18 protein-coding genes are annotated in these 18,812 nt (G+C 53.3%); 13 read left to right on the forward strand and 5 right to left on the reverse strand.

Translation table 11 applies throughout. From position 1 onward, the window contains the following. The first annotated feature begins 172 nt into the window (after positions 1 to 172). Positions 173 to 562 (forward strand): anti-adapter protein IraM, encoded by a 390-nt coding sequence (iraM, locus tag ABLU88_RS17775; RefSeq protein ID WP_004097807.1) that lies wholly within the window; start codon positions 173 to 175, stop codon positions 560 to 562. Between the two features lie 156 nt (positions 563 to 718). Here iraM and ABLU88_RS17780 read toward each other — a convergent pair whose 3' ends face one another. After that, entirely contained in the window at positions 719 to 1,000 is a 282-nt protein-coding gene (locus ABLU88_RS17780; protein ID WP_004097808.1) for a YjcB family protein, read from the reverse strand. 543 nt (positions 1,001 to 1,543) lie between these two features. Between ABLU88_RS17780 and ABLU88_RS17785 the strand changes: the two genes are divergently transcribed. Then, the gene (locus ABLU88_RS17785) at positions 1,544 to 3,148 is read left to right on the forward strand and encodes an EAL domain-containing protein (RefSeq protein ID WP_025107694.1); all 1,605 of its coding nucleotides are present in this window, start codon (positions 1,544 to 1,546) and stop codon (positions 3,146 to 3,148) included. Here the strand turns inward: ABLU88_RS17785 and soxS are convergent. Beyond that, a complete protein-coding gene (soxS, locus tag ABLU88_RS17790; RefSeq protein WP_004097813.1) occupies positions 3,133 to 3,462 on the reverse strand; it encodes a superoxide response transcriptional regulator SoxS in 330 nt (109 codons plus the stop codon). The two genes, ABLU88_RS17785 and soxS, sit on opposite strands and share 16 nt — an antisense overlap. Before the next feature lie 84 nt (positions 3,463 to 3,546). Here soxS and soxR point away from each other — a divergent pair, with 84 nt between their 5' ends. The 4 genes from soxR (at position 3,547) to ABLU88_RS17810 (ending at position 8,465) form a co-directional block, all read left to right on the forward strand. Beyond that, the gene (gene soxR / locus ABLU88_RS17795; RefSeq protein WP_004097815.1) at positions 3,547 to 4,005 is read left to right on the forward strand and encodes a redox-sensitive transcriptional activator SoxR; all 459 of its coding nucleotides are present in this window, start codon (positions 3,547 to 3,549) and stop codon (positions 4,003 to 4,005) included. 257 nt (positions 4,006 to 4,262) lie between these two features. Next, positions 4,263 to 4,931 carry a glutathione S-transferase gene (locus tag ABLU88_RS17800; RefSeq protein WP_025107693.1) on the forward strand — a complete coding sequence of 223 codons (669 nt, stop codon included), beginning with the start codon at positions 4,263 to 4,265 and terminating at the stop codon, positions 4,929 to 4,931. 389 nt (positions 4,932 to 5,320) lie between these two features. After that, positions 5,321 to 6,670 carry an NCS2 family permease gene (locus ABLU88_RS17805; RefSeq protein ID WP_004097818.1) on the forward strand — a complete coding sequence of 450 codons (1,350 nt, stop codon included), beginning with the start codon at positions 5,321 to 5,323 and terminating at the stop codon, positions 6,668 to 6,670. Between the two features lie 148 nt (positions 6,671 to 6,818). After that, positions 6,819 to 8,465, forward strand: coding sequence for a Na+/H+ antiporter (locus ABLU88_RS17810; RefSeq protein WP_004109468.1), 1,647 nt, complete (start codon positions 6,819 to 6,821; stop codon positions 8,463 to 8,465). A 48-nt stretch (positions 8,466 to 8,513) separates the two neighbouring features. Here the strand turns inward: ABLU88_RS17810 and ABLU88_RS17815 are convergent, their stop codons facing one another. Continuing rightward, a complete protein-coding gene (locus ABLU88_RS17815) occupies positions 8,514 to 9,395 on the reverse strand; it encodes a LysR family transcriptional regulator (protein WP_025107691.1) in 882 nt (293 codons plus the stop codon). Positions 9,396 to 9,498: 103 nt separating this feature from the next. Here ABLU88_RS17815 and ABLU88_RS17820 point away from each other — a divergent pair, with 103 nt between their 5' ends. The 7 genes from ABLU88_RS17820 (at position 9,499) to ABLU88_RS17850 (ending at position 16,756) form a co-directional block, all read left to right on the forward strand. Beyond that, positions 9,499 to 9,909, forward strand: coding sequence for a CidA/LrgA family protein (locus ABLU88_RS17820; RefSeq protein WP_004097823.1), 411 nt, complete (start codon positions 9,499 to 9,501; stop codon positions 9,907 to 9,909). Beyond that, complete coding sequence (locus ABLU88_RS17825; RefSeq protein ID WP_046876820.1) at positions 9,902 to 10,591, forward strand: LrgB family protein; 690 nt, start codon at positions 9,902 to 9,904, stop codon at positions 10,589 to 10,591. The genes ABLU88_RS17820 and ABLU88_RS17825 overlap by 8 nt, the downstream gene beginning before the upstream one ends. A 597-nt stretch (positions 10,592 to 11,188) precedes the next feature. Continuing rightward, positions 11,189 to 11,728, forward strand: coding sequence for a fimbrial protein (locus ABLU88_RS17830; RefSeq protein ID WP_032747511.1), 540 nt, complete (start codon positions 11,189 to 11,191; stop codon positions 11,726 to 11,728). 61 nt (positions 11,729 to 11,789) lie between these two features. Then, the gene (locus ABLU88_RS17835; protein WP_025107688.1) at positions 11,790 to 12,476 is read left to right on the forward strand and encodes a fimbrial assembly chaperone; all 687 of its coding nucleotides are present in this window, start codon (positions 11,790 to 11,792) and stop codon (positions 12,474 to 12,476) included. Beyond that, entirely contained in the window at positions 12,430 to 15,018 is a 2,589-nt protein-coding gene (locus tag ABLU88_RS17840; protein WP_047724832.1) for a fimbria/pilus outer membrane usher protein, read from the forward strand. The genes ABLU88_RS17835 and ABLU88_RS17840 overlap by 47 nt, the downstream gene beginning before the upstream one ends. After that, positions 15,015 to 15,629 carry a fimbrial protein gene (locus ABLU88_RS17845; RefSeq protein WP_077265714.1) on the forward strand — a complete coding sequence of 205 codons (615 nt, stop codon included), beginning with the start codon at positions 15,015 to 15,017 and terminating at the stop codon, positions 15,627 to 15,629. The genes ABLU88_RS17840 and ABLU88_RS17845 overlap by 4 nt, the downstream gene beginning before the upstream one ends. 23 nt (positions 15,630 to 15,652) lie before the next feature. Further along, complete coding sequence (locus ABLU88_RS17850; protein ID WP_025107685.1) at positions 15,653 to 16,756, forward strand: type 1 fimbrial protein; 1,104 nt, start codon at positions 15,653 to 15,655, stop codon at positions 16,754 to 16,756. 38 nt (positions 16,757 to 16,794) lie between these two features. Here ABLU88_RS17850 and actP read toward each other — a convergent pair whose 3' ends face one another. After that, positions 16,795 to 18,444 (reverse strand): cation/acetate symporter ActP, encoded by a 1,650-nt coding sequence (actP, locus tag ABLU88_RS17855; RefSeq protein WP_025107684.1) that lies wholly within the window; start codon positions 18,442 to 18,444, stop codon positions 16,795 to 16,797. Beyond that, the gene (locus tag ABLU88_RS17860; RefSeq protein ID WP_025107683.1) at positions 18,441 to 18,755 is read right to left on the reverse strand and encodes a DUF485 domain-containing protein; all 315 of its coding nucleotides are present in this window, start codon (positions 18,753 to 18,755) and stop codon (positions 18,441 to 18,443) included. Before ABLU88_RS17860 ends, actP begins: the two co-directional genes overlap by 4 nt. Between the last annotated feature and the right edge of the window lie 57 nt (positions 18,756 to 18,812).

Consider the following 18,812-nt stretch of genomic DNA (forward strand, 5'->3'; position numbering starts at 1 on the left):
TATGGTTAACCATTCATTATTAGAATGCTATATTTAAGGTAAGCCTTATTGAGTACGGGTGGTATTGAGTATTGTCTGATATCACATTATTAATCGATAACCTTGCGGTTAGCTATCATGGATGCTATCACTATATAGAGTCATTTATCAGCAATGCCAGCAAGGATAAAAAATGAAATGGACTATTCATAATACGCTTGTCTGCCCGTATTCCGGCGTGGCTTTTTCTTCGATTTCCAGCCTGCGGTTTTTAAAGTTTATTCTTTGGTATGAAGCCGACATTTTATTACTGCCGGGAGAGTCGATGAAGCTCTACTCGTCCAGCGTGTTAATTAACGAGCAATATCATGCGGTAAAGGTTTATAACATCACGCGATACGATGAAGCCCAGTGGGAGAAACTGCGGGAGCGGCCTTCTTGTCCGTATCAATCTACCGCCACGACGGCAAACGCCTGTTCTTACCAGGCGCACTGCGCAATAAAACGCTGCCCGAACAACTTTCCACGCGGGCTATTGGGCAGTCGTCCGTCGGCCAGCGGAAGCGTTATAACCAGACCATAATGGTGTCATCGCTGCGGTGTATATCGGTGATGGGTTTAGGCTGTCGCAGAGGGGGAAATCGCGGGTGGCGGTGCTGTGCACCTGTCCGGGCAACCGGTTCACCGCCGTCTGGTGGTCCGGTCAGCGACATCGGCGCCCGGATAAGGTGGGCCGACATCAGGTCATCATCATCGGCCATTCTGGCGGAGTCTGGCTCATGACTTCAATCATCACGTCCTTGATATTGCCCCAGATTTTCGCCACGTCCAGCAGCGTAATGCCTAACAGACCGGTGGCGAACCAGCAGGCTGCGGCCAGGCCCATACAGCTACAAATCACCGCTAAACCGGCATAATCGCTTTTACGTAGCTGAATGTTCAACGAGCTGGCCAGAAACATCAGCACTGCGCTCACGAGTGGCCAGCGCAAAAGCACGACACTGGTAGTAATGGAAGCCATCAACCTATCCTCAACGAAATTTGGGAGCCTTTGACAACCGGATGAGACTGACGATGGAACGGCGCTCTGGCTATCTTCAGGCAAACAAGATCGTAATGAAACAACGTTTTTGTTTCATCAGCTAATGTGAACTATATCACACTTGTTCTTTTATTCACCAGCCAAAAATGGTGTTTTCTTGCGCTTATTAGCCATGTAAATAGCAGGGTTAATAAGGAGGGCGCGGGGCTTTCTTGCAATGTGAAGGCTGATTATAAGGGATTATCGGCGGTTTTGGTTTTTTAATAAGGTTTATGTTCTGCGGATTTTATTACTTATTCTGGCTAATTATACGGATAAACCGAATGACATAGTGGGGCTAATCTCATTATGTTGAGAATGTTTCTCCAGTGGTCCTATAAGCCAGTATTATTCATAATTCATCGTCATGAGGTTTTTACGTCAAAGCGTGGGTTGCTGAGATGCTCCGTTCATATCACAGTAAGCAGAGTTATCGGGGCTGTTCACCTTGATTAAGGCGTATCGCATGGATAAAAAGCGGAAATGAATCATAGCGCGCCGCATAAGGCGTTGAGAATATTTGGCATCGTGCTGGTCATTCTGCTGCCGGTGCTGCTGGCGTTGTGGTTTGCGCAAATTCGCGCCAAAGCGGAAACCGCCGATCAGCTGAGGCTGTTTTCTCGACTGGCGCTGCAAAAAACGGAGATGGTGATTCGTGAAGCCGACGAAGCGCGCGATAAAGCCCGCTTGTATCAGGGAGCGATATGTTCACCACAGCATCAGCAATATTTGCTCGGTATTGTTCGCGGCCTGCTCTATATCGACGATTTAATCTACGCCAACGGCACCCATTTCTTCTGCTCCACTTCGGTTCGCCGCCAGACGGGGTGGCAAATTCCGGCCGCAACCTACACCAAAAAGCCGGATGTCGCGATTTACTACTACCGCGAGACCCCTTTCTACCCTGGCTATGCGATGAACTATATGCAGCGCGGCAACTATGTGGTGGTGGTTAATCCGCTCTCATACAGCGCGTTGATCACCAGCGACCGCGACCTCGCCTGGGGCGTTTTTGATACCAAAACCCACCAGTTTTTTTCCGTCAGCAAGAATGCCGACCCCGATGAGCTGCATCGCCTGATTCGCGCTGAAGCGTCTTTATTTCACCAGGACGGCCGCGTTTATACCATCGCCCATTCCACCGTTCGCCCGATAGCCGTCATTATGTCCACTTCGCGCGTCAGCTATTATCAGAATTTTTATAATCAGGTGACCCTGACGCTACCGCTGGGGCTGATTTGCAGCGTATTGCTCCTGCTGGTGTGGTCGCGCACCCGTCAGCAGTACCACTCTCCGCGGAAGATGCTGCAGCGCGCGTTAAACCGTCGTCAGCTGTGCCTTCACTATCAACCGGTTATCGATATTAAAAATAACCGCTGCGTCGGTACCGAAGCATTATTGCGCTGGCCAGGCTTTGATGGGCCGGTGATGAGTCCGGCGGAGTTCATTCCGATGGCGGAAAATGAAGGGATGATCGCCCAGGTCACCGACTATGTCATCGATGAGGTATTTTCCGACCTGGGCGAGTTTCTGGCGCGGCAGCCGCATCTGTACGTGGCGATTAACCTCTCCGCTTCCGATTTCCATTCCGCACGCTTGATTGAGCACATCAACGAGAAGATCCAGCGCTACGCGGTCAAGGCGGAACAAATCAAAATCGAAGTGACCGAACGCGGGTTTATCGACGTGGCGAAAACGACGCCGGTGATCCAGGCTTTCCGCGATGCGGGATATGAAATCGCCATCGATGATTTCGGCACCGGCTACTCCAACCTGCACAATCTTCATGCGCTCAACGTCGACGTTCTGAAGATTGATAAATCTTTTGTCGACATGCTGACGAGCAATACCACCAGCCACCTGATTGCCGAGCATATTATCCAGATGGCAAACAGCCTGCATTTAAAAATCGTGGCTGAAGGCGTCGAAACGGCAGAGCAGGTAGCCTGGCTCCAGCAACGCGGCGTGCAGTACTGTCAGGGGTGGCACTTTGCGAAAGCGATGCCGCCGCAGGAGTTCATGCTGTGGCTGGCGAATGAGCGCACCTGCCTCAGCCCCTATCAGCCGCACTATCAGGCAGAAATTTGATGGCGATAGGCGGTCGGCGTTCGGTCAAATTCGCGACGGAACACCCGCGAGAAGGTTTGCTGCGACACGTAGCCGAGATCCATCGCGATATCAAAAATAGGGCGCTGGGTGGTTCTTAGCGCTTCCGCGGCGAGCAGCAGGCGGCGCTGGCGAATGTAATCGCCCAGCGTTTGATGCATCACGGCGCGGAACATCCGCTGCAGATACCATTTCGAGTATCCCGATTTTCTGGCGACTATATCAATGTTAAGTGGTTGATCGATATGTTCATCAATCCATTCAATAAGCGTTTGGATAATATCCTGATGGGACATAAAGCGGCCTCTCTCAATTCTCGATTCGTCGTTTTGTCTGCGGGCGAGTATAATTCCTCAAGTTAACTTGAGGTAAAGCGCTTTATGGAAAAGAAATCACCCCGCATCAAAATGCTGCTAACGCCCGGCGAAGTGGCAAAACGAACCGGCGTGGCCGTCTCCGCGCTGCACTTTTATGAAAGTAAAGGGCTGATCCACAGCCAGCGCAACGCGGGCAATCAGCGGCGCTACCGGCGCGACGTCCTGCGCGCGGTGGCGATCATTAAGATTGCGCAACGCATTGGTATTCCGCTGGCGACCATCGGCGACGCGTTCGGCGTACTGCCGGAAGGGCATAACCTCAGCGCCAAAGAGTGGAAGATGCTGTCGTCCCAGTGGCGGGAGGAGCTGGACCGGCGCATTCATACCCTGACCGCGCTGCGCGATCAGCTCGATGGCTGTATCGGCTGCGGCTGTCTGTCGCGTCGCGACTGCCCGTTACGCAACCCGGGCGATAAGCTGGGTGAAGAGGGGACCGGCGCGCGATTGCTGGAGGATGACTAAAAAACTAAAGCGCCACAACAGGGCGCTTTAGTTGTTTTCCGGTCTTGGTCTTTCGCACTATCCCGCTGGTACGCAGGAGGGTTTCCCCCGACGTCGGCTCACCTCAGTATTGCGCAATCTTTGATGGAGGTTCCGGTTTGCGCCGACAATTTAAGTGTGGCTCTTTTCTCTGAATTTGCCTCTTCAGTTTGCCGAAAAATTCCCGGCATCCGCCGCCTGTTCCTATAGTTAATTTGAACAAACAGCGGGAGAGGCCCATGTTAACGGTACATCATCTCAATCAGTCACGATCGCAGCGCGTGTTATGGGCGCTGGAAGAGCTGCAGCTGCCTTATCAGGTTGTCTCTTATCAGCGTGGCAAGGATATGCTCGCACCGGCGGAATTAAAAAGCGTTCATCCGCTGGGTAAATCGCCGGTGGTTGAGGATAACGGCCACATTCTGGCGGAGTCCGGCGCCATTCTGGAATATTTACAGGAAACCTATGATAGCGCCCGGCGCTTAAAACCTGAGTCGGTGGAAGATAAGCTGCAATATCGCTTTTGGCTGCACTACGCCGAGGGGTCGCTGATGCCCCTGCTGCTGATGAAGCTGGTGTTTGCCAGCCTGGGCAAACCGCCGGTGCCGTTTGGTATGCGCACGCTGGGTAATGCGTTGGGCAAGGGGGTACAGAATGCCTGGCTTAACCGCCAGGTGGACACCCATGCCCGCTTTATTGAAGCGCACCTTTCCCGCCAGCGCTGGTTTGCCGGCGCTGAGCTGAGTATGGCCGATATTCAGATGAGCTTTCCCGCGATGGCGCTGCTGGCGCGCGGCGGCGTGGAGAATTTACCCCATCTGACGCAGTGGGTTCAGCGCGTGGAGCAGCGCCCGGCCTGGCAAAAAGCGGTTGAGCGCGGGGGGCCGTTCACCTTACCCGGCGAATAAACTATTACTAAAGCCGATGACCGGGGAAAATTGCTATCAGCGCAATACAAAAATGTTACCGGATTGCGCATGGACGATAACGTTTGCGCATCGGCTGGTTATTTCCTGAACGTCATAAGCGAAATTTAGCGAAATACGACAAACTTCAGTTGAAAAGGCCCGTCTAAAGGCTGGATAATCGTTTGCCTTTTTATTTTGCTCATCATTTCCTCTGCTGACAGAGGGGAGCAAAGTCATTCTTCACACCGTACTGTATGCGCGGAGTTAAACGTTTGCTTTTTCGCGGCCCCTGGCGCTGCGATGTAGCACAAGGAGATCGCGTTTAGCTGGCAGTGGATGGTCCACCACGCATTCGGACGAACGATAAAAATTCTCAGGGGAAGTTTTCTATGTCTACGCCTTCAGCGCGTACCGGCGGTTCATTGGACGCCTGGTTTAAAATTTCTGCTCGCGGCAGCACCGTGCGTCAGGAAATCGTTGCCGGTCTTACCACCTTCCTGGCGATGGTTTACTCCGTCATCGTGGTGCCGGGTATGCTCGGCAAAGCGGGTTTTCCACCGGCTGCGGTATTTGTTTCCACCTGTCTGGTTGCCGGCGTCGGCTCGCTGGTGATGGGGCTGTGGGCGAACCTGCCGCTGGCGATTGGCTGCGCCATCTCGCTGACCGCGTTTACCGCCTTTAGCCTGGTACTGGGTCAACAGATCAGCATTCCGGTCGCGCTGGGCGCGGTGTTCCTGATGGGTGTCCTGTTCACCGTGATCTCCGCGACCGGCATTCGTAGCTGGATCCTGCGTAACCTGCCGCAGGGCGTGGCGCACGGTACGGGGATTGGTATCGGTCTGTTCCTGCTGCTGATTGCCGCCAACGGCGTGGGCCTGGTGATTAAAAATCCGCTGGATGGTCTGCCGGTGGCGCTGGGTAATTTTGATAGCTTCCCGGTGATTATGTCGCTGGTCGGGCTGGCGGTGATTATCGGCCTCGAAAAACTGAAAGTGCCGGGCGGTATCCTGCTGACGATTATCGGCGTCTCGATTATCGGCCTGATCTTCGATCCTAACGTTCACTTCTCCGGTATCTTCGCCATGCCGTCGCTGAGCGACGATAAAGGCAACTCGCTGATCGGTAGCCTGGATATCGTGGGCGCGCTGAACCCGGTGGTGCTGCCAAGCGTGCTTGCGCTGGTGATGACCGCGGTGTTTGACGCCACCGGAACCATCCGCGCGGTGGCCGGCCAGGCGAACCTGCTGGATAAAGACGGGCAGATTATTAACGGCGGCAAAGCGCTGACCACCGACTCCCTGAGCAGCGTCTTCTCCGGCCTGGTCGGGGCGGCGCCGGCGGCGGTGTATATCGAATCCGCTGCCGGTACTGCGGCGGGCGGCAAAACGGGCCTGACGGCAGTGACCGTCGGCGTGCTGTTCCTGCTGATCCTGTTCCTCTCTCCGCTCTCGTATCTGGTGCCGGCTTATGCCACCGCGCCGGCGCTGATGTACGTCGGCCTGCTGATGCTGAGCAACGTGGCGAAAATCGATTTCAACGATTTCGTCGACGCGATGGCGGGCCTGATTACCGCGGTCTTTATCGTGCTGACCTGCAACATCGTGACCGGCATCATGATCGGCTTTGCGTCGCTGGTGATCGGTCGTCTGGTGTCCGGCGAATGGCGTAAGCTAAACCTGGGTACGGTGATCATCGCCGCGGCGCTGGTTATCTTCTACGCCGGCGGTTGGGCGATTTAACTTTTCCTGCTAACAACGGGCGGCTTTGGCCGCCCGTTTAATTTTTAAGCCACATCCTGTTTCCTTTTGCGTTAATCTGAGTAGCGTATTATGCCGAGACATGACGCCTCAGATGTAAAAAAAAAGACACGCAGCAAACAGGGAACACATGGAAATATTCTTTACCATACTCATCATGACCCTCGTGGTCTCTCTCTCCGGGGTGGTTACACGCGTACTGCCCTTTCAGGTTCCACTCCCCTTAATCCAAATTGCCATCGGCGCGCTGTTGGCCTGGCCTACCTTCGGATTGCACGTTGAATTCGACCCCGAACTCTTTCTGGTTCTGTTCATTCCGCCGCTGCTTTTTGCCGATGGCTGGAAGACGCCAACCCGTGAGTTCATAGAGCATGGACGGGAAATTTTCGGTCTGGCGCTGGCGCTGGTGGTGGTGACGGTGGTCGGTATTGGCTACCTCATCTACTGGATCGTGCCGGGTATTCCGCTGATTCCGGCTTTTGCTCTGGCGGCGGTTCTGTCGCCAACGGATGCCGTGGCGCTGTCGGGAATTGTCGGCGAAGGGCGCATTCCGAAAAAAATAATGGGCATTTTGCAGGGCGAAGCGCTGATGAACGATGCCTCCGGCCTGGTCTCCCTGAAGTTCGCCGTTGCGGTGGCGATGGGCACCATGGTCTTTACCGTCGGCGGCGCGACGGTGGAGTTCTTCAAGGTGGCGGTCGGCGGTATTCTCGCGGGCTTTGTGGTCAGCTGGCTGTACGGGCGCTCGATGCGCTTCCTCAGCCGCTGGGGCGGCGATGAACCGGCAACGCAAATTGTGCTGCTGTTCCTGCTGCCGTTCGCCTCTTATCTGATCGCGGAGCATATCGGCTTTTCCGGGATCCTGGCGGCGGTCGCCGCGGGGATGACCATTACGCGTTCCGGGGTGATGCGCAGCGCGCCGCTGGCGATGCGCCTGCGCGCCAACAGCACCTGGGCGATGCTGGAGTTCGTGTTTAACGGCATGGTCTTCCTGCTGTTGGGCCTGCAGCTGCCGGACATCCTTTCCAGCTCGCTGGTGGCCGCAGAAGCGGATCCCAACGTCGAAACCTGGATGCTGTTTACCGATATCATTCTGATTTATGCCGCCCTGATGCTGGTGCGTTTTGGCTGGCTGTGGACGATGCGCAAACTGAGCCAGCGTTTCCTGAAAAAGAAACCGATGGAGTTCGGCTCCTGGACCACGCGCGAGCTGCTGATCTCCTCCGTCGCCGGCGTTCGCGGGGCGATTACCCTTGCCGGTGTACTGTCTATTCCTCTGCTGCTACCGGACGGCAACGTCTTCCCGGCGCGCTATGAGCTGGTGTTCCTCGCCGCCGGGGTGATTCTGTTCTCACTGTTCGTCGGCGTGATTGTGCTGCCGATTCTGCTGCGCCATATCGAGTCGACCGACCATGTCCAGCAGCGCAAAGAGGAGCGTCTGGCGCGGGCCGCTACGGCGGATGTGGCGATTGTCGCGATTCAGAAAATGGAAGAGCGTCTGGCTGCGGATACCAAAGAGAATATTGATAATCAGCTGCTGACCGAGGTCAGTTCGCGGGTGATTGGTAACCTGCGTCGTCGCGTCGATGGCCGCAACGATGTTGAAACGTCGATGCTGGAGGAGAGCCTCGAACGCCGGTTCCGCCTGGCGGCGCTGCGTTCCGAACGCGGTGAGCTGTACCACCTGCGCGCCACCCGGCAGATCAGCAACGAGACGCTGCAGAAGCTGCTGCACGACCTCGATCTGCTGGAAGCGCTGCTTATAGAAGATCAGTAACGCCGTACCTGTTCCCCGGGTCAGGCGTTGACGCCGCGACCCGGGGACTTACTTCAGCCAGAACGCCTTACTGCACTCCAGCCACGCTCGCGCGCTGTGCGACAGATAAACGCCTTCCCGCCAAATCATCCCCAGCTCCCAGCGCAGATCGCTCTGCAACGGCATCCAGCAAAAGCTCTGCGGGTCGAGGCGCTGGCAAATCGGCTCCGGCAAAATCGCGATGCCAATCCCCGCCTGGACCATGGCGGCCAGAAAATCCCACTGTCCGCTGCGCACGGCGATGCGCGGCTTAACATCATGCTGAGCAAACAGCCGCATCAGCTGCTGGCTGAGGGCGAAATCCTCGTTGTAAATCACCAGCGGATGCGCGGCGAGCGCCTGCGGCGACAATGACCTGAGGCCCTCCCATTGTGCCGTTCTCGGCGTCAGTACGCAGAGCGGATGGCTGAACAGAGATAGCGTCGTCAGGCCGCTGGCCTCATCAACCGGAAGTGCCGTCATGGCTAAATCCAGTTCGCCGTTGCTGACCGCCTGCTGCACGGTCAATCCGCCAAACTCGGAGATTTTCAACTCGATACCCGCATAGCGCTGGCGAAAGCGGCTAATCGGCTCGGCCATCAACATGCCGACCATCGGTGGGATCCCGAGACGCAGTACGCCTTTGTGCAGATGATTAATATCGCTCAGCTCCGACTCCAGCTGGTGAAATTCGCCAAGGATGGCCTGCCCGCGCTCGAAAACCACGCGTCCGGTATCGGTCAGCAGCAGCCGGCGACCGTCGCGGATCAGCAGCGTGCAGTTCAGCTCATCTTCAAGGTTTTTAAGCATCTTGCTGATGGTGGGCTGCGTGACGAACAGTTTCTCCGCCGCGCGGGTAAAGCTTTGCTGGCGAACCACTTCGACAAAATAACGCAGCGTTCGGATATCCATAATTATTCCCTGAGACTATACCTGTGATGATTTTAATTCATTTCTGCCGCGCCGGGCGGCTCTCTATACTGCACGCCTGTCTTCTTTTTCAGGAATACCGCTCATGGCCTTTGCGCCAGCTCGCGTGACGCCCTTCGTTATGCAACGTCTTCAGGTACCGGTTCAGGTCCTGATCTACGCCGGACTGTTCGTCTGCGCTGAATATTTAGTTAACTGGCTGCACCTGCCGCTTCCGGCGAATCTGGTGGGCATGCTGATGATGCTGGCGCTGATCGTCTGCCGGGTGATTCCTTTAAACTGGGTACGCGCCGGAGCCCGCTGGCTGCTGGCGGAGATGCTGCTGTTTTTCGTACCGGCGGTGGTGGCGGTCGTCAACTACGCGCAGCTGCTGATGGTTGATGGCTGGCGTATCTTTCTGGTGATTGGCTTGAGCACTACGATGGTGTTGGGCGCCACGGCATGGGTGGTTGATAAAGTGTATCGCTATGAAGTCAGCAGGATGAAACATGAGTGATTTTCAGCTGAGCCTCCTGTGCCTTCTTGTCACGCTGGGACTCTATTTTGCCAACAAGCGGCTTTATCGCCGCTTCCATAAACTGCCGCTGATGCCGCTGGTTTTCACCCCGATCCTGTTGGTCATGATGCTGGTATTCGGCCATATCTCTTATCAACGCTATATGGGGGAGACCCACTGGCTGCTGTGGCTGCTGGGCCCGGCGACTATCGCCTTTGCCGTGCCGGTATACGACAACCTGGCGATTATTAAACGCCACTGGATGTCGCTGACGGCTGGCGTCACTACCGCGTCGGTTGTCGCGGTGACCAGTTCGGTGTGGCTGGCGCGATTATTTACCTTGCCTGATGAGATCCAGCGCAGCCTGGCGGTACGCTCCGTTACCACCCCCTTTGCGCTGGCGGCAGCCAAACCGCTGGGCGGCCAGCCAGATTTAGTCGCTCTGTTTGTCGTGGTCACCGGGGTATTCGGGATGGCGGTAGGGGATGTACTGTTTCTGCGTCTTTCTATTCGCGAAGGTATGGCAAAAGGGGCCGGATTGGGTGCCGCATCGCACGGCGCCGGTACCGCACGATCCTACGAGCTTGGCCCTCAGGAGGGCGTGGTCGCCAGCCTGGTGATGATGCTATCCGGAGTGGTGATGGTGCTGGCCGCGCCGCTGGTGAGATGGGCCATGTTCTGAACCCCTTTTTAATTAATCAACGCATACTCGCTAAGGTACTTTTCCATATCTCACGACTATTTATACTCATATGAATAGTCATTTCATCTTATCGAGATGAACGGTTAATTAAATATTCGTATTTGTAAGATAATCCGATGGTATCATAGGTTTTATCCTTATTTGTCCCCCTCTTAAATTGTAATTAAATGTTTCAATTTGAGGTTTTTTTGATATTAATGAAGAATGTGAATATGTGAAATGATATTTTTTATGAATAAGTTTAATGTTTAACGCTATGATTTTATTTGGTTATTTATAATATATATTTTGTATTGATTGGTTCAAAGTTATTATTCATTTGAGATGATTCACATATGGTTATTGAGAATAGTCTCGATTTTAGATACCTTATTGACGTGAGCTTTTATTATTGAATGGATTCATGTGGAACTAAAGCTCTTGTATTTATAGGTTAGTAATATTAAATGCAGGTTACTCACTCCCCATGCACATTATCGGCTTATAGTTTTAGCTGATGTCTGGCTTCATTCTCTAATAGACGCCATAAAACAATTGATGGATTGATTGTTAATCTTAATAAAAAGGGGAATACCAATGAACTTCAGTACCAAAACTCTTGCCAAAATATTAGCCTTATCTGCCGGCTGCGCTCTGGTTAATCTGTCTCAGGCCGCGAATACCATTACTTTTAAGGGTAAGGTCTCCGACACTACCTGTACAGCCACTATCGATAATGGCGTTTCGTCCATTGATATGGGGACCTCATCGGTAGCCGATCTGGATGCGAATATCTACGGTGCGGCGAAGAGTTTTTCTTTCACTTTAACCGGATGCCCTAAGACTACAGACGGCGGTACCAGTGTGGCCAAAGTGACGTTTGGTGGCGAAGCGGACACGACGAATAGCGATTACTTCAGGAACCAGGCGACAGACTCACCCGCTACCGGCGTTGCGGTGGCGATTTTTGACAACAAGGGTGCCCTGCTGAAGAACAATACGGAAGGTGCTGACGTCGATATTACCTCCGGCACCGCGACCATTCCTTTTACCGTCAAACTGGCTAAATCTGGCGCGGATGCTCCCACCAAAGGGGCGGTGCAGACAACCGTGACTTACAACGTTACCTACTATTAATTTAGCGTCATATAAACCGACAAAAGGGAAAGCTCGCCGCTTTCCCTTCCTGGACTCTACCATGAAAAAATTAGCTTACTTAATCTGTTTTTTTTCCTGCATGTCTGTTGCACAGGCCAGCGTGGTGGTGGGGGGCACGCGAGTCATATTCGATGGTACCCAAAAGGCGGCGACGGTCTCTGTGCAAAATAAGGATAACGTGACAAATATCGTACAGTCCTGGATCGCGGTTGTGGATGAGGCATCACCAGCAAAAGATTCCTTTATTACCACCCCTCCGCTGTTTCGCCTGAAGGCCGGCGAACAAGGGTTTGTCCGAATCCTCCGCTCAGGTAAACCGCTGCCCGAAGAGCGAGAGTCGATGTTTTGGCTGAATATTAAAGGTATTCCCGCTATGGATAGCGCGCCGGACAAAAACATGGTGCAGTTTGCCATTAACTCGCGGATTAAACTTATTTTTCGACCAGCGGCATTAAAAAATGCCATACCGGAAAAGTTTGCCGAAAAACTGCAGTGGTCTGCTGAAGGCAGAGATATTAAAGTTAAAAACCCCTCGCCATTATATATGAACTTTTCTGATATTACGGTTAATGGTAAGTCAGTTCCTGAAGCATGGTTTGTTGCGCCTTTTTCAACCATAAAAATACCGGTAGCAAACACATCTTCACCAGGGAAAAAGAAAATCACATGGAGCGTGATCAATGACTATGGAATGCCGGGACCAAAATATACCGCCATCATTCAATAACGTTGGACAGAATTTTACATTCCTGTTGAAACGTGGCTACGTTGCCATTATTTCCTGCTTTATCACTATTCCGTTACCCGCTATCGCAGGTGAGTATTTCAATCCTCACCTGCTGGAGGTCAATGAAACCGGTACAACGGCCGTCGACCTGAGCTATATTTCCCAGGAAACCGTCCCGCCGGGCGAATATAACCTTGATGTTTATATTAACGACGAATTTATTGCTTCCGAATCAATCAGCTTCACGCAACAGAGTGAAGATCGTGACGCTTCTTCACCCTGTATCAGCGTCGCGCATCTGAAAGCGTGGTCAATCAAAACGGAAAATTATCCCGAGCTCACGGTCGCGGGTTCCCGCTGTGCCCGACTATCCGCAATCCCTGGATGGGGAACCACGGTATTACTTTCACAACAGCGCGTTGATTTTAACGTGCCTCAGGTCGCGGTGATGCATCATCCGCGGGGATATGTCCCTGAAAGCCGGTGGCAACAGGGTATTACCGCGGGGCTACTTAACTATAATCTCTCCGGGCAAAAGACCGATCCGCGGCACGGCGGCGAAGCGACGTCCAGCCAGTTTGTGAGCCTGCAGCCGGGTTTAAACGTCGGGCCGTGGCGTTTACGGAACTACAGTACTCTCAACCATAATGATGACGGCAACCAGTGGGACTCGGTCTACAGCTATATTTCACGTGATATCCAGGCCCTGAAAGGCCAGCTGATCCTGGGTCAGACCTATACGTCATCAAGCGTGTTCGACAGTATTAGCTTCACCGGGCTACAGCTGAACTCAGATAAAGAGATGCTGCCGGATAGCATGAATGGTTTTGCGCCGGTCATTAAAGGTATCGCCCGCACCACCGCCGACGTGACGGTCTATCAGAACGGATACAGCATTTATAAAACAACGGTTCCCCCTGGCGCGTTTGAAATAAACGATCTTTACCCAACCGGGAGCGCGGGCGATCTGAATGTGACGGTAAAAGAGTCCGATGGCAGTGAACAGAGCTTTGTGGTGCCTTTTGCTTCGCTGGCGATTTTGCAGCGCGAGGGCCAGATAGATTACGCCCTGAGCAGCGGTAAAACGCGTTCGGGGAGTTCCGGCGGAAAAGAATATAGCTTCCTGCAATCTAACATTGCCTGGGGAGCATCGAGCAACGTCACGCTGTATAGCGGTTTTCAGCAGCTGGAGAACAAATACAGTAATGTTATCCTGGGCGCCGGGCTTAACCTGGGCACGATCGGCGCGCTCTCCCTCGATGCGTCCCAGTCCCGGGCGGATATAAAAGAGACGCCAACGTCGAATCACACGTCATCCAGCGAAGGGCAATCTTATCGCGTGCGCTTTAGCAAAGATATTCCGCAGACGGGAACCAACTTCTCCGTTGCCGGGTATCGTTATTCAACCCATGGCTATTATTCTCTGCAGAATTTTATTGATAGGTCGAATGCGCATAGCGGGTGCTGTTCATCAACGGGGCGGACTAAAGATCGTTTTGACGCTTCAGCCTCTCAGACTCTCTCAGGGTATGGTTCACTCTCCTTCTCTTTGGTCAGTGAATCTTATTGGGATAATTCACGCATGGAGTCGTTGGGCGTGAGCTACAGCAATACCATTGGCCGCATTTCCTATTTCATTAACTATTCCTATAGTCGAAATGTCCAGAGTTCAGGCCAGAATAGCGATAGTTCTCAGATCAGCGATAACCTTATTTCACTCACGGTGAGCGTGCCTTTTGGTGCGGATATCTCGGCCAGCTACAATATGAACAGCAGCCGGATGGGCGACACGACCCATAGCCTGGGTTTAAGCGGTTCGGCTTTTGCGGACCGTTCTCTGAACTGGAATATGCAGGAGGGTTACAATGCCAGCGCTAAAAGGACTTCCGGCAACGTCAATCTCAACTATCAGGGTTCAAAAGGTGAAGTCACCGCGGGATACGGGTATGACAGCTATAGCGCCCACTATAATTACTCGCTACGCGGTGGGATGCTGGCCCATTCCAGTGGAATAACGCTGTCACGCTATCTGGGCGAAAGCGTTGCGCTGGTTGAAGCGCCTGGCGTCAGCAATATTGCGGTGCGCGGGCAGACTAACGTGATGACCGACTCTGCCGGATACGCCGTTGTACCCTTCGTACGGCCCTACCATGAAAATAATCTCTCTCTTGATGAACAGCAGGTCTCGGGAGCGGAAATCGATAATATTGCCAAAACGGTGGTCCCGACGCGCAATGCGATTGTAAAAGTTAAATATAATACCTGGATTGGCTATAAGGCGATGATGACTTTGCGTTTTAATAATAAAGAGGTCCCTTTTGGCGCCGTTATTACATTAGATGATGCAAGCCAGCAACCTCAAGAAAAACGCAGCACTATCGTAGGGGATTCCGGACAGGCCTATCTGACCGGGCTATCTGAAAAAGGCCGGTTATTTGTGAAGTGGGGTGATAGCAAAAATAGCCAATGCTATGTTAACTATGATTTATCCACCAATAAATCGGTTGATGATATCGTTTTTTATGCAGCGGATTGCCGATGATGAATAACTGGATGATTGCCTTGATACATAAATTAAGAATGGAATTAATGAGGGTAAATAATGGCGGGCGATTAATGAAATCGTTCGGGGTATTTATTATCACTATCGGACTTGCGTTGATGTTTGTAAGGCCAGCCTGGGCTTATGACGCCAATAGTACTGTTAATTTCAATATCACCGGTAAGATTGAAGAGCCCGTATGTGAGGTATCGGTAAAACCCTCCAGCGCTATCGATTTAGGAACGGTTTCCTATCAAAGTTTGAGCGGTAAACCGGGCGCGAGTAGCGCGGCTAAGATAGTTTCAATCGCCTTTGATAATTGCTCAAAGGGTACGGCGTCAGTGACGCTAATGTTTAGCGGTATTGTATTTGTTGGCAACGATATCAATGTATATATGAATGAGCTTTTTTCTGGTGCTCAGGACGTGTGGCTACAGTTGCAAAGCGCGGTGGACCAGAAAAACCTGGGACCAGGTGATAGCTATACCTATTTTTTCACTGATGGCGCTGAACATGTTTTTAATATGATCGCAAGAATGTATACGCCGAATGGTCGGGTGACGGCGGGCAGTGTCTCCTATACGGTCACGTTCAATGTTGCCTATAAATGATCTATTTTCGCCAGGGAAGAACTATGAAGACGTTAATTTTATTGCTGCTGGCCTGCTTATTACCGGCTTACAGTTGGGCATGCCAAACGGGTGCAAACTCGGGCGATATCGCTTTAACTAATTTACCTCCACAGATACTGGTTAATGCCGGTAGCTACTCGGCGGGGACCATCCTTTATGATTCAGGGCAGATAACGCATCCAACCACCTCCATTACGGATTGTCGGGGTTGGTTATATGCACTGTTCGGATGGAGCTCGGGGAATGCGGGCACCTTAGTGGGGGATAACATCTACTCGACCTCCGTGCAGGGTATCGGTATTCGCGTCAAATTCTGGCTCAATATCACGGGTGAATATGGTGGTGATAACGATGATTTTAATGCTGACTACAGCGTTCATCATATCGGTGATGCAGACTTGTATCTGGGAAAACCTAATGGATCTTTTGATGACAAGGCAAGCACATATTATGCGCCAACGTACCAGGTCCAGCTTGTGGCAACGGGGGGAGCTATTGCCAGTAACAGCACGCTGACGCTGGCCGATCCGATTTCCACGGTTTCTATTCTGGATCTTGACGGAACGATGGCTATTTCCCAGCTGCACGTGACGGGCTCGACAAAAATCCAGCTGACCCCGATGGGGTGTTCGGTTGATTCGACCGCGCTGAATTTCCAAATGGGCTCAGTGAAAACAAGTGAGTTTAATCTTTCTAACAAAGCTGGCTCAGCTCAGCAAACGCTGACCCTAACCTGTGAGCCGGGAACATTCGTGGCGATGCGCGTTACGGCGCCAGAAGCGGAGGGTGATAATTCCGATCATACCGTTATTGCGTTAACGTCCGGCGAAAACGTAGCGACCGGCGTTGGAGTACAGCTGAATCTTTATAACACACCATTAATCGTGAATAATGCAATCTACAGGGTATTTTCAGAATCGAAAAGAACGACTGTGACCAACCCCGGCTCGGAGGCCAGCTATACAATATTCACCGATCCTGATAATCCCGGCGGGGCGGCGGCATCGAACGTCCTGACGTTTACCGCGAACTATTACAAAACCGGATCTAACGTGACGCCAGGCACCGCGAATGCGAGCGGAACGATAACCTTTATCTACCAATAAAATATTCCCCGACCGGCAGGCCGGGGAACGGGCAATGATTAATGCGCCTGGCCTTTCTCGATGCCGATACCGGTCTGCGAACGGATAAACTGAGCGCGGAACAGCTCGCGCTCGCGCGCGCCTTCCGCTGAGCTATCGGTGGCGGAGAAGAACCAGATACCGATAAAGGCCACGGCGATAGAGAACAGCGCCGGATATTCATACGGGAATATCGCCTTTTCGTGACCGAGGATCTGCACCCAGATGGTCGGGCCGAGGATCATCAGAATCACCGCGGTCAGCAGACCCAGCCAGCCGCCAATCATCGCCCCGCGGGTGGTCAGCTTCGACCAGTACATCGACAGCAGGATAATCGGGAAGTTACAGCTGGCGGCGATGGAGAACGCGAGGCCGACCATAAAGGCGATGTTCTGATTCTCGAACAGGATGCCCAGCAGAATCGCCACCACGCCGAGGATCAGCACGGTAATCTTCGACACCTTCAGCTCCTGACGCTCGGTCGCCCCTTTACGGAACACGTTCGCATACAGGTCGTGAGAGACCGCCGACGCGCCAGCCAGCGTCAAGCCAGCGACCACCGCCAGAATAGTGGCGAAGGCCACGGCGGAGATAAAGCCGAGGAACAGGTTACCGCCGACCGCGTCCGCCAGATGCACCGCCGCCATATTGTTACCGCCGATAAGCTGACCGGCCGCGTCTTTGAACGCCGGATTCGCCCCCACCAGCATGATGGCGCCGAAGCCGATGATAAAGGTCAGAATATAGAAGTAGCCCATAAAGCCGGTGGCGTAGAACACGCTCTTACGCGCTTCTTTGGCGTCGCTCACGGTGAAGAAGCGCATCAGAATATGCGGCAGACCCGCGGTGCCGAACATCAGCCCGAGGCCTAGCGATAGCGCCGATATCGGGTCTTTCACCAGTCCGCCGGGGCTCATAATCGCCGAGCCTTTCGGGTGGACCGCCATCGCTTCGGTGAACAGATTATTGAAGCTGAAGCCGACGTGCTTCATCACCATAAAGGCCATAAAGCTGGCGCCGAACAGCAGCAGGACGGCTTTGATAATCTGCACCCAGGTGGTGGCGAGCATGCCGCCAAAGAGGACGTAAAGCACCATCAGCACGCCGACCAGCACCACCGCAATGTGGTAGTTGAGGCCGAACAGCAGCTGGATAAGCTTACCCGCGCCGACCATCTGGGCTATCAAATAGAGCGCCACCACTACCAGCGAACCGCAGGCGGAGAGGGTGCGGATCGGCCCCTGCTTAAGACGATAGGACGCTACGTCGGCAAACGTGTAGCGGCCGAGGTTACGCAGGCGTTCGGCGATAAGAAACAGAATAATCGGCCAGCCGACGAGGAAACCGAGCGAGTAGATCAGCCCATCGTAGCCGGAGGTGTAAACCAGCGCGGAAATGCCGAGGAACGAGGCCGCCGACATAAAATCGCCGGCAATCGCCAGCCCGTTCTGGAAACCGGTGATATTGCCGCCCGCGGTGTAGTAATCGCTGCGCGAACGTACGCGTTTTGAGGCCCACCAGGTGATATAGAGCGTCAGGGCGACGAAAATCAGGAACATGATAATCGCCTGCCAGTTGGTCGGCTGGCGCTGTACCGCGCCGGTGAGAGCATCCGCGGCATTGACGGTCAACGGGAGCGTGGCGGCGAGCGCCGTCAGGACTTTCTTCATGATGCTTTTACCTCGCTGAGAACGCTTTTCGTCAGCCGATCAAATTCACCATTTGCCCGCCAGACGTATATTCCGGTTAAGACGAAAGAGATAACGATCACGCCGATACCAATCGGAATACCCCGGGTGACGCTGGTTCCCGCATGCAGCGGCGTGCCCAGCCAGCCGGGGGCGAAGGCGATAAGCAGAATAAAGCCCACATAAATCACCAGCATAATCAGTGACAGGATGGCGGCAAACCTTTGCCGGGCTGCAACAAGCTCCTTAAAATGCGCACTATTTTCTATCCGCTGACAAATCTGTTCGTTCATCGTAGCGTCTCCAGAGGTTCCCTTTCGTCATTCACGCGCCGGTCGTCGGCAACACTC

The organism is Klebsiella sp. GW_Kp182, from assembly GCF_040062275.1.
Classification (GTDB): domain Bacteria; phylum Pseudomonadota; class Gammaproteobacteria; order Enterobacterales; family Enterobacteriaceae; genus Klebsiella; species Klebsiella michiganensis.

Bases quoted from the DNA above. Each gene is read 5' to 3' on its own strand.
- ABLU88_RS17860 (WP_025107683.1), bottom strand. From the start codon at position 18,755: ATGAACGAACAGATTTGTCAGCGGATAGAAAATAGTGCGCATTTTAAG.
- actP (WP_025107684.1), bottom strand. From the start codon at position 18,444: ATGAAGAAAGTCCTGACGGCGCTCGCCGCCACGCTCCCGTTGACCGTC.
- soxS (WP_004097813.1), bottom strand. From the start codon at position 3,462: ATGTCCCATCAGGATATTATCCAAACGCTTATTGAATGGATTGATGAA.
- ABLU88_RS17800 (WP_025107693.1), top strand. From the start codon at position 4,263: ATGTTAACGGTACATCATCTCAATCAGTCACGATCGCAGCGCGTGTTA.
- ABLU88_RS17845 (WP_077265714.1), top strand. From the start codon at position 15,015: ATGATGAATAACTGGATGATTGCCTTGATACATAAATTAAGAATGGAA.
- ABLU88_RS17805 (WP_004097818.1), top strand. From the start codon at position 5,321: ATGTCTACGCCTTCAGCGCGTACCGGCGGTTCATTGGACGCCTGGTTT.
- ABLU88_RS17815 (WP_025107691.1), bottom strand. From the start codon at position 9,395: ATGGATATCCGAACGCTGCGTTATTTTGTCGAAGTGGTTCGCCAGCAA.
- ABLU88_RS17835 (WP_025107688.1), top strand. From the start codon at position 11,790: ATGAAAAAATTAGCTTACTTAATCTGTTTTTTTTCCTGCATGTCTGTT.
- ABLU88_RS17785 (WP_025107694.1), top strand. From the start codon at position 1,544: ATGAATCATAGCGCGCCGCATAAGGCGTTGAGAATATTTGGCATCGTG.
- ABLU88_RS17780 (WP_004097808.1), bottom strand. From the start codon at position 1,000: ATGGCTTCCATTACTACCAGTGTCGTGCTTTTGCGCTGGCCACTCGTG.
- ABLU88_RS17830 (WP_032747511.1), top strand. From the start codon at position 11,189: ATGAACTTCAGTACCAAAACTCTTGCCAAAATATTAGCCTTATCTGCC.
- soxR (WP_004097815.1), top strand. From the start codon at position 3,547: ATGGAAAAGAAATCACCCCGCATCAAAATGCTGCTAACGCCCGGCGAA.
- iraM (WP_004097807.1), top strand. From the start codon at position 173: ATGAAATGGACTATTCATAATACGCTTGTCTGCCCGTATTCCGGCGTG.
- ABLU88_RS17825 (WP_046876820.1), top strand. From the start codon at position 9,902: ATGAGTGATTTTCAGCTGAGCCTCCTGTGCCTTCTTGTCACGCTGGGA.
- ABLU88_RS17820 (WP_004097823.1), top strand. From the start codon at position 9,499: ATGGCCTTTGCGCCAGCTCGCGTGACGCCCTTCGTTATGCAACGTCTT.
- ABLU88_RS17840 (WP_047724832.1), top strand. From the start codon at position 12,430: ATGACTATGGAATGCCGGGACCAAAATATACCGCCATCATTCAATAAC.
- ABLU88_RS17850 (WP_025107685.1), top strand. From the start codon at position 15,653: ATGAAGACGTTAATTTTATTGCTGCTGGCCTGCTTATTACCGGCTTAC.
- ABLU88_RS17810 (WP_004109468.1), top strand. From the start codon at position 6,819: ATGGAAATATTCTTTACCATACTCATCATGACCCTCGTGGTCTCTCTC.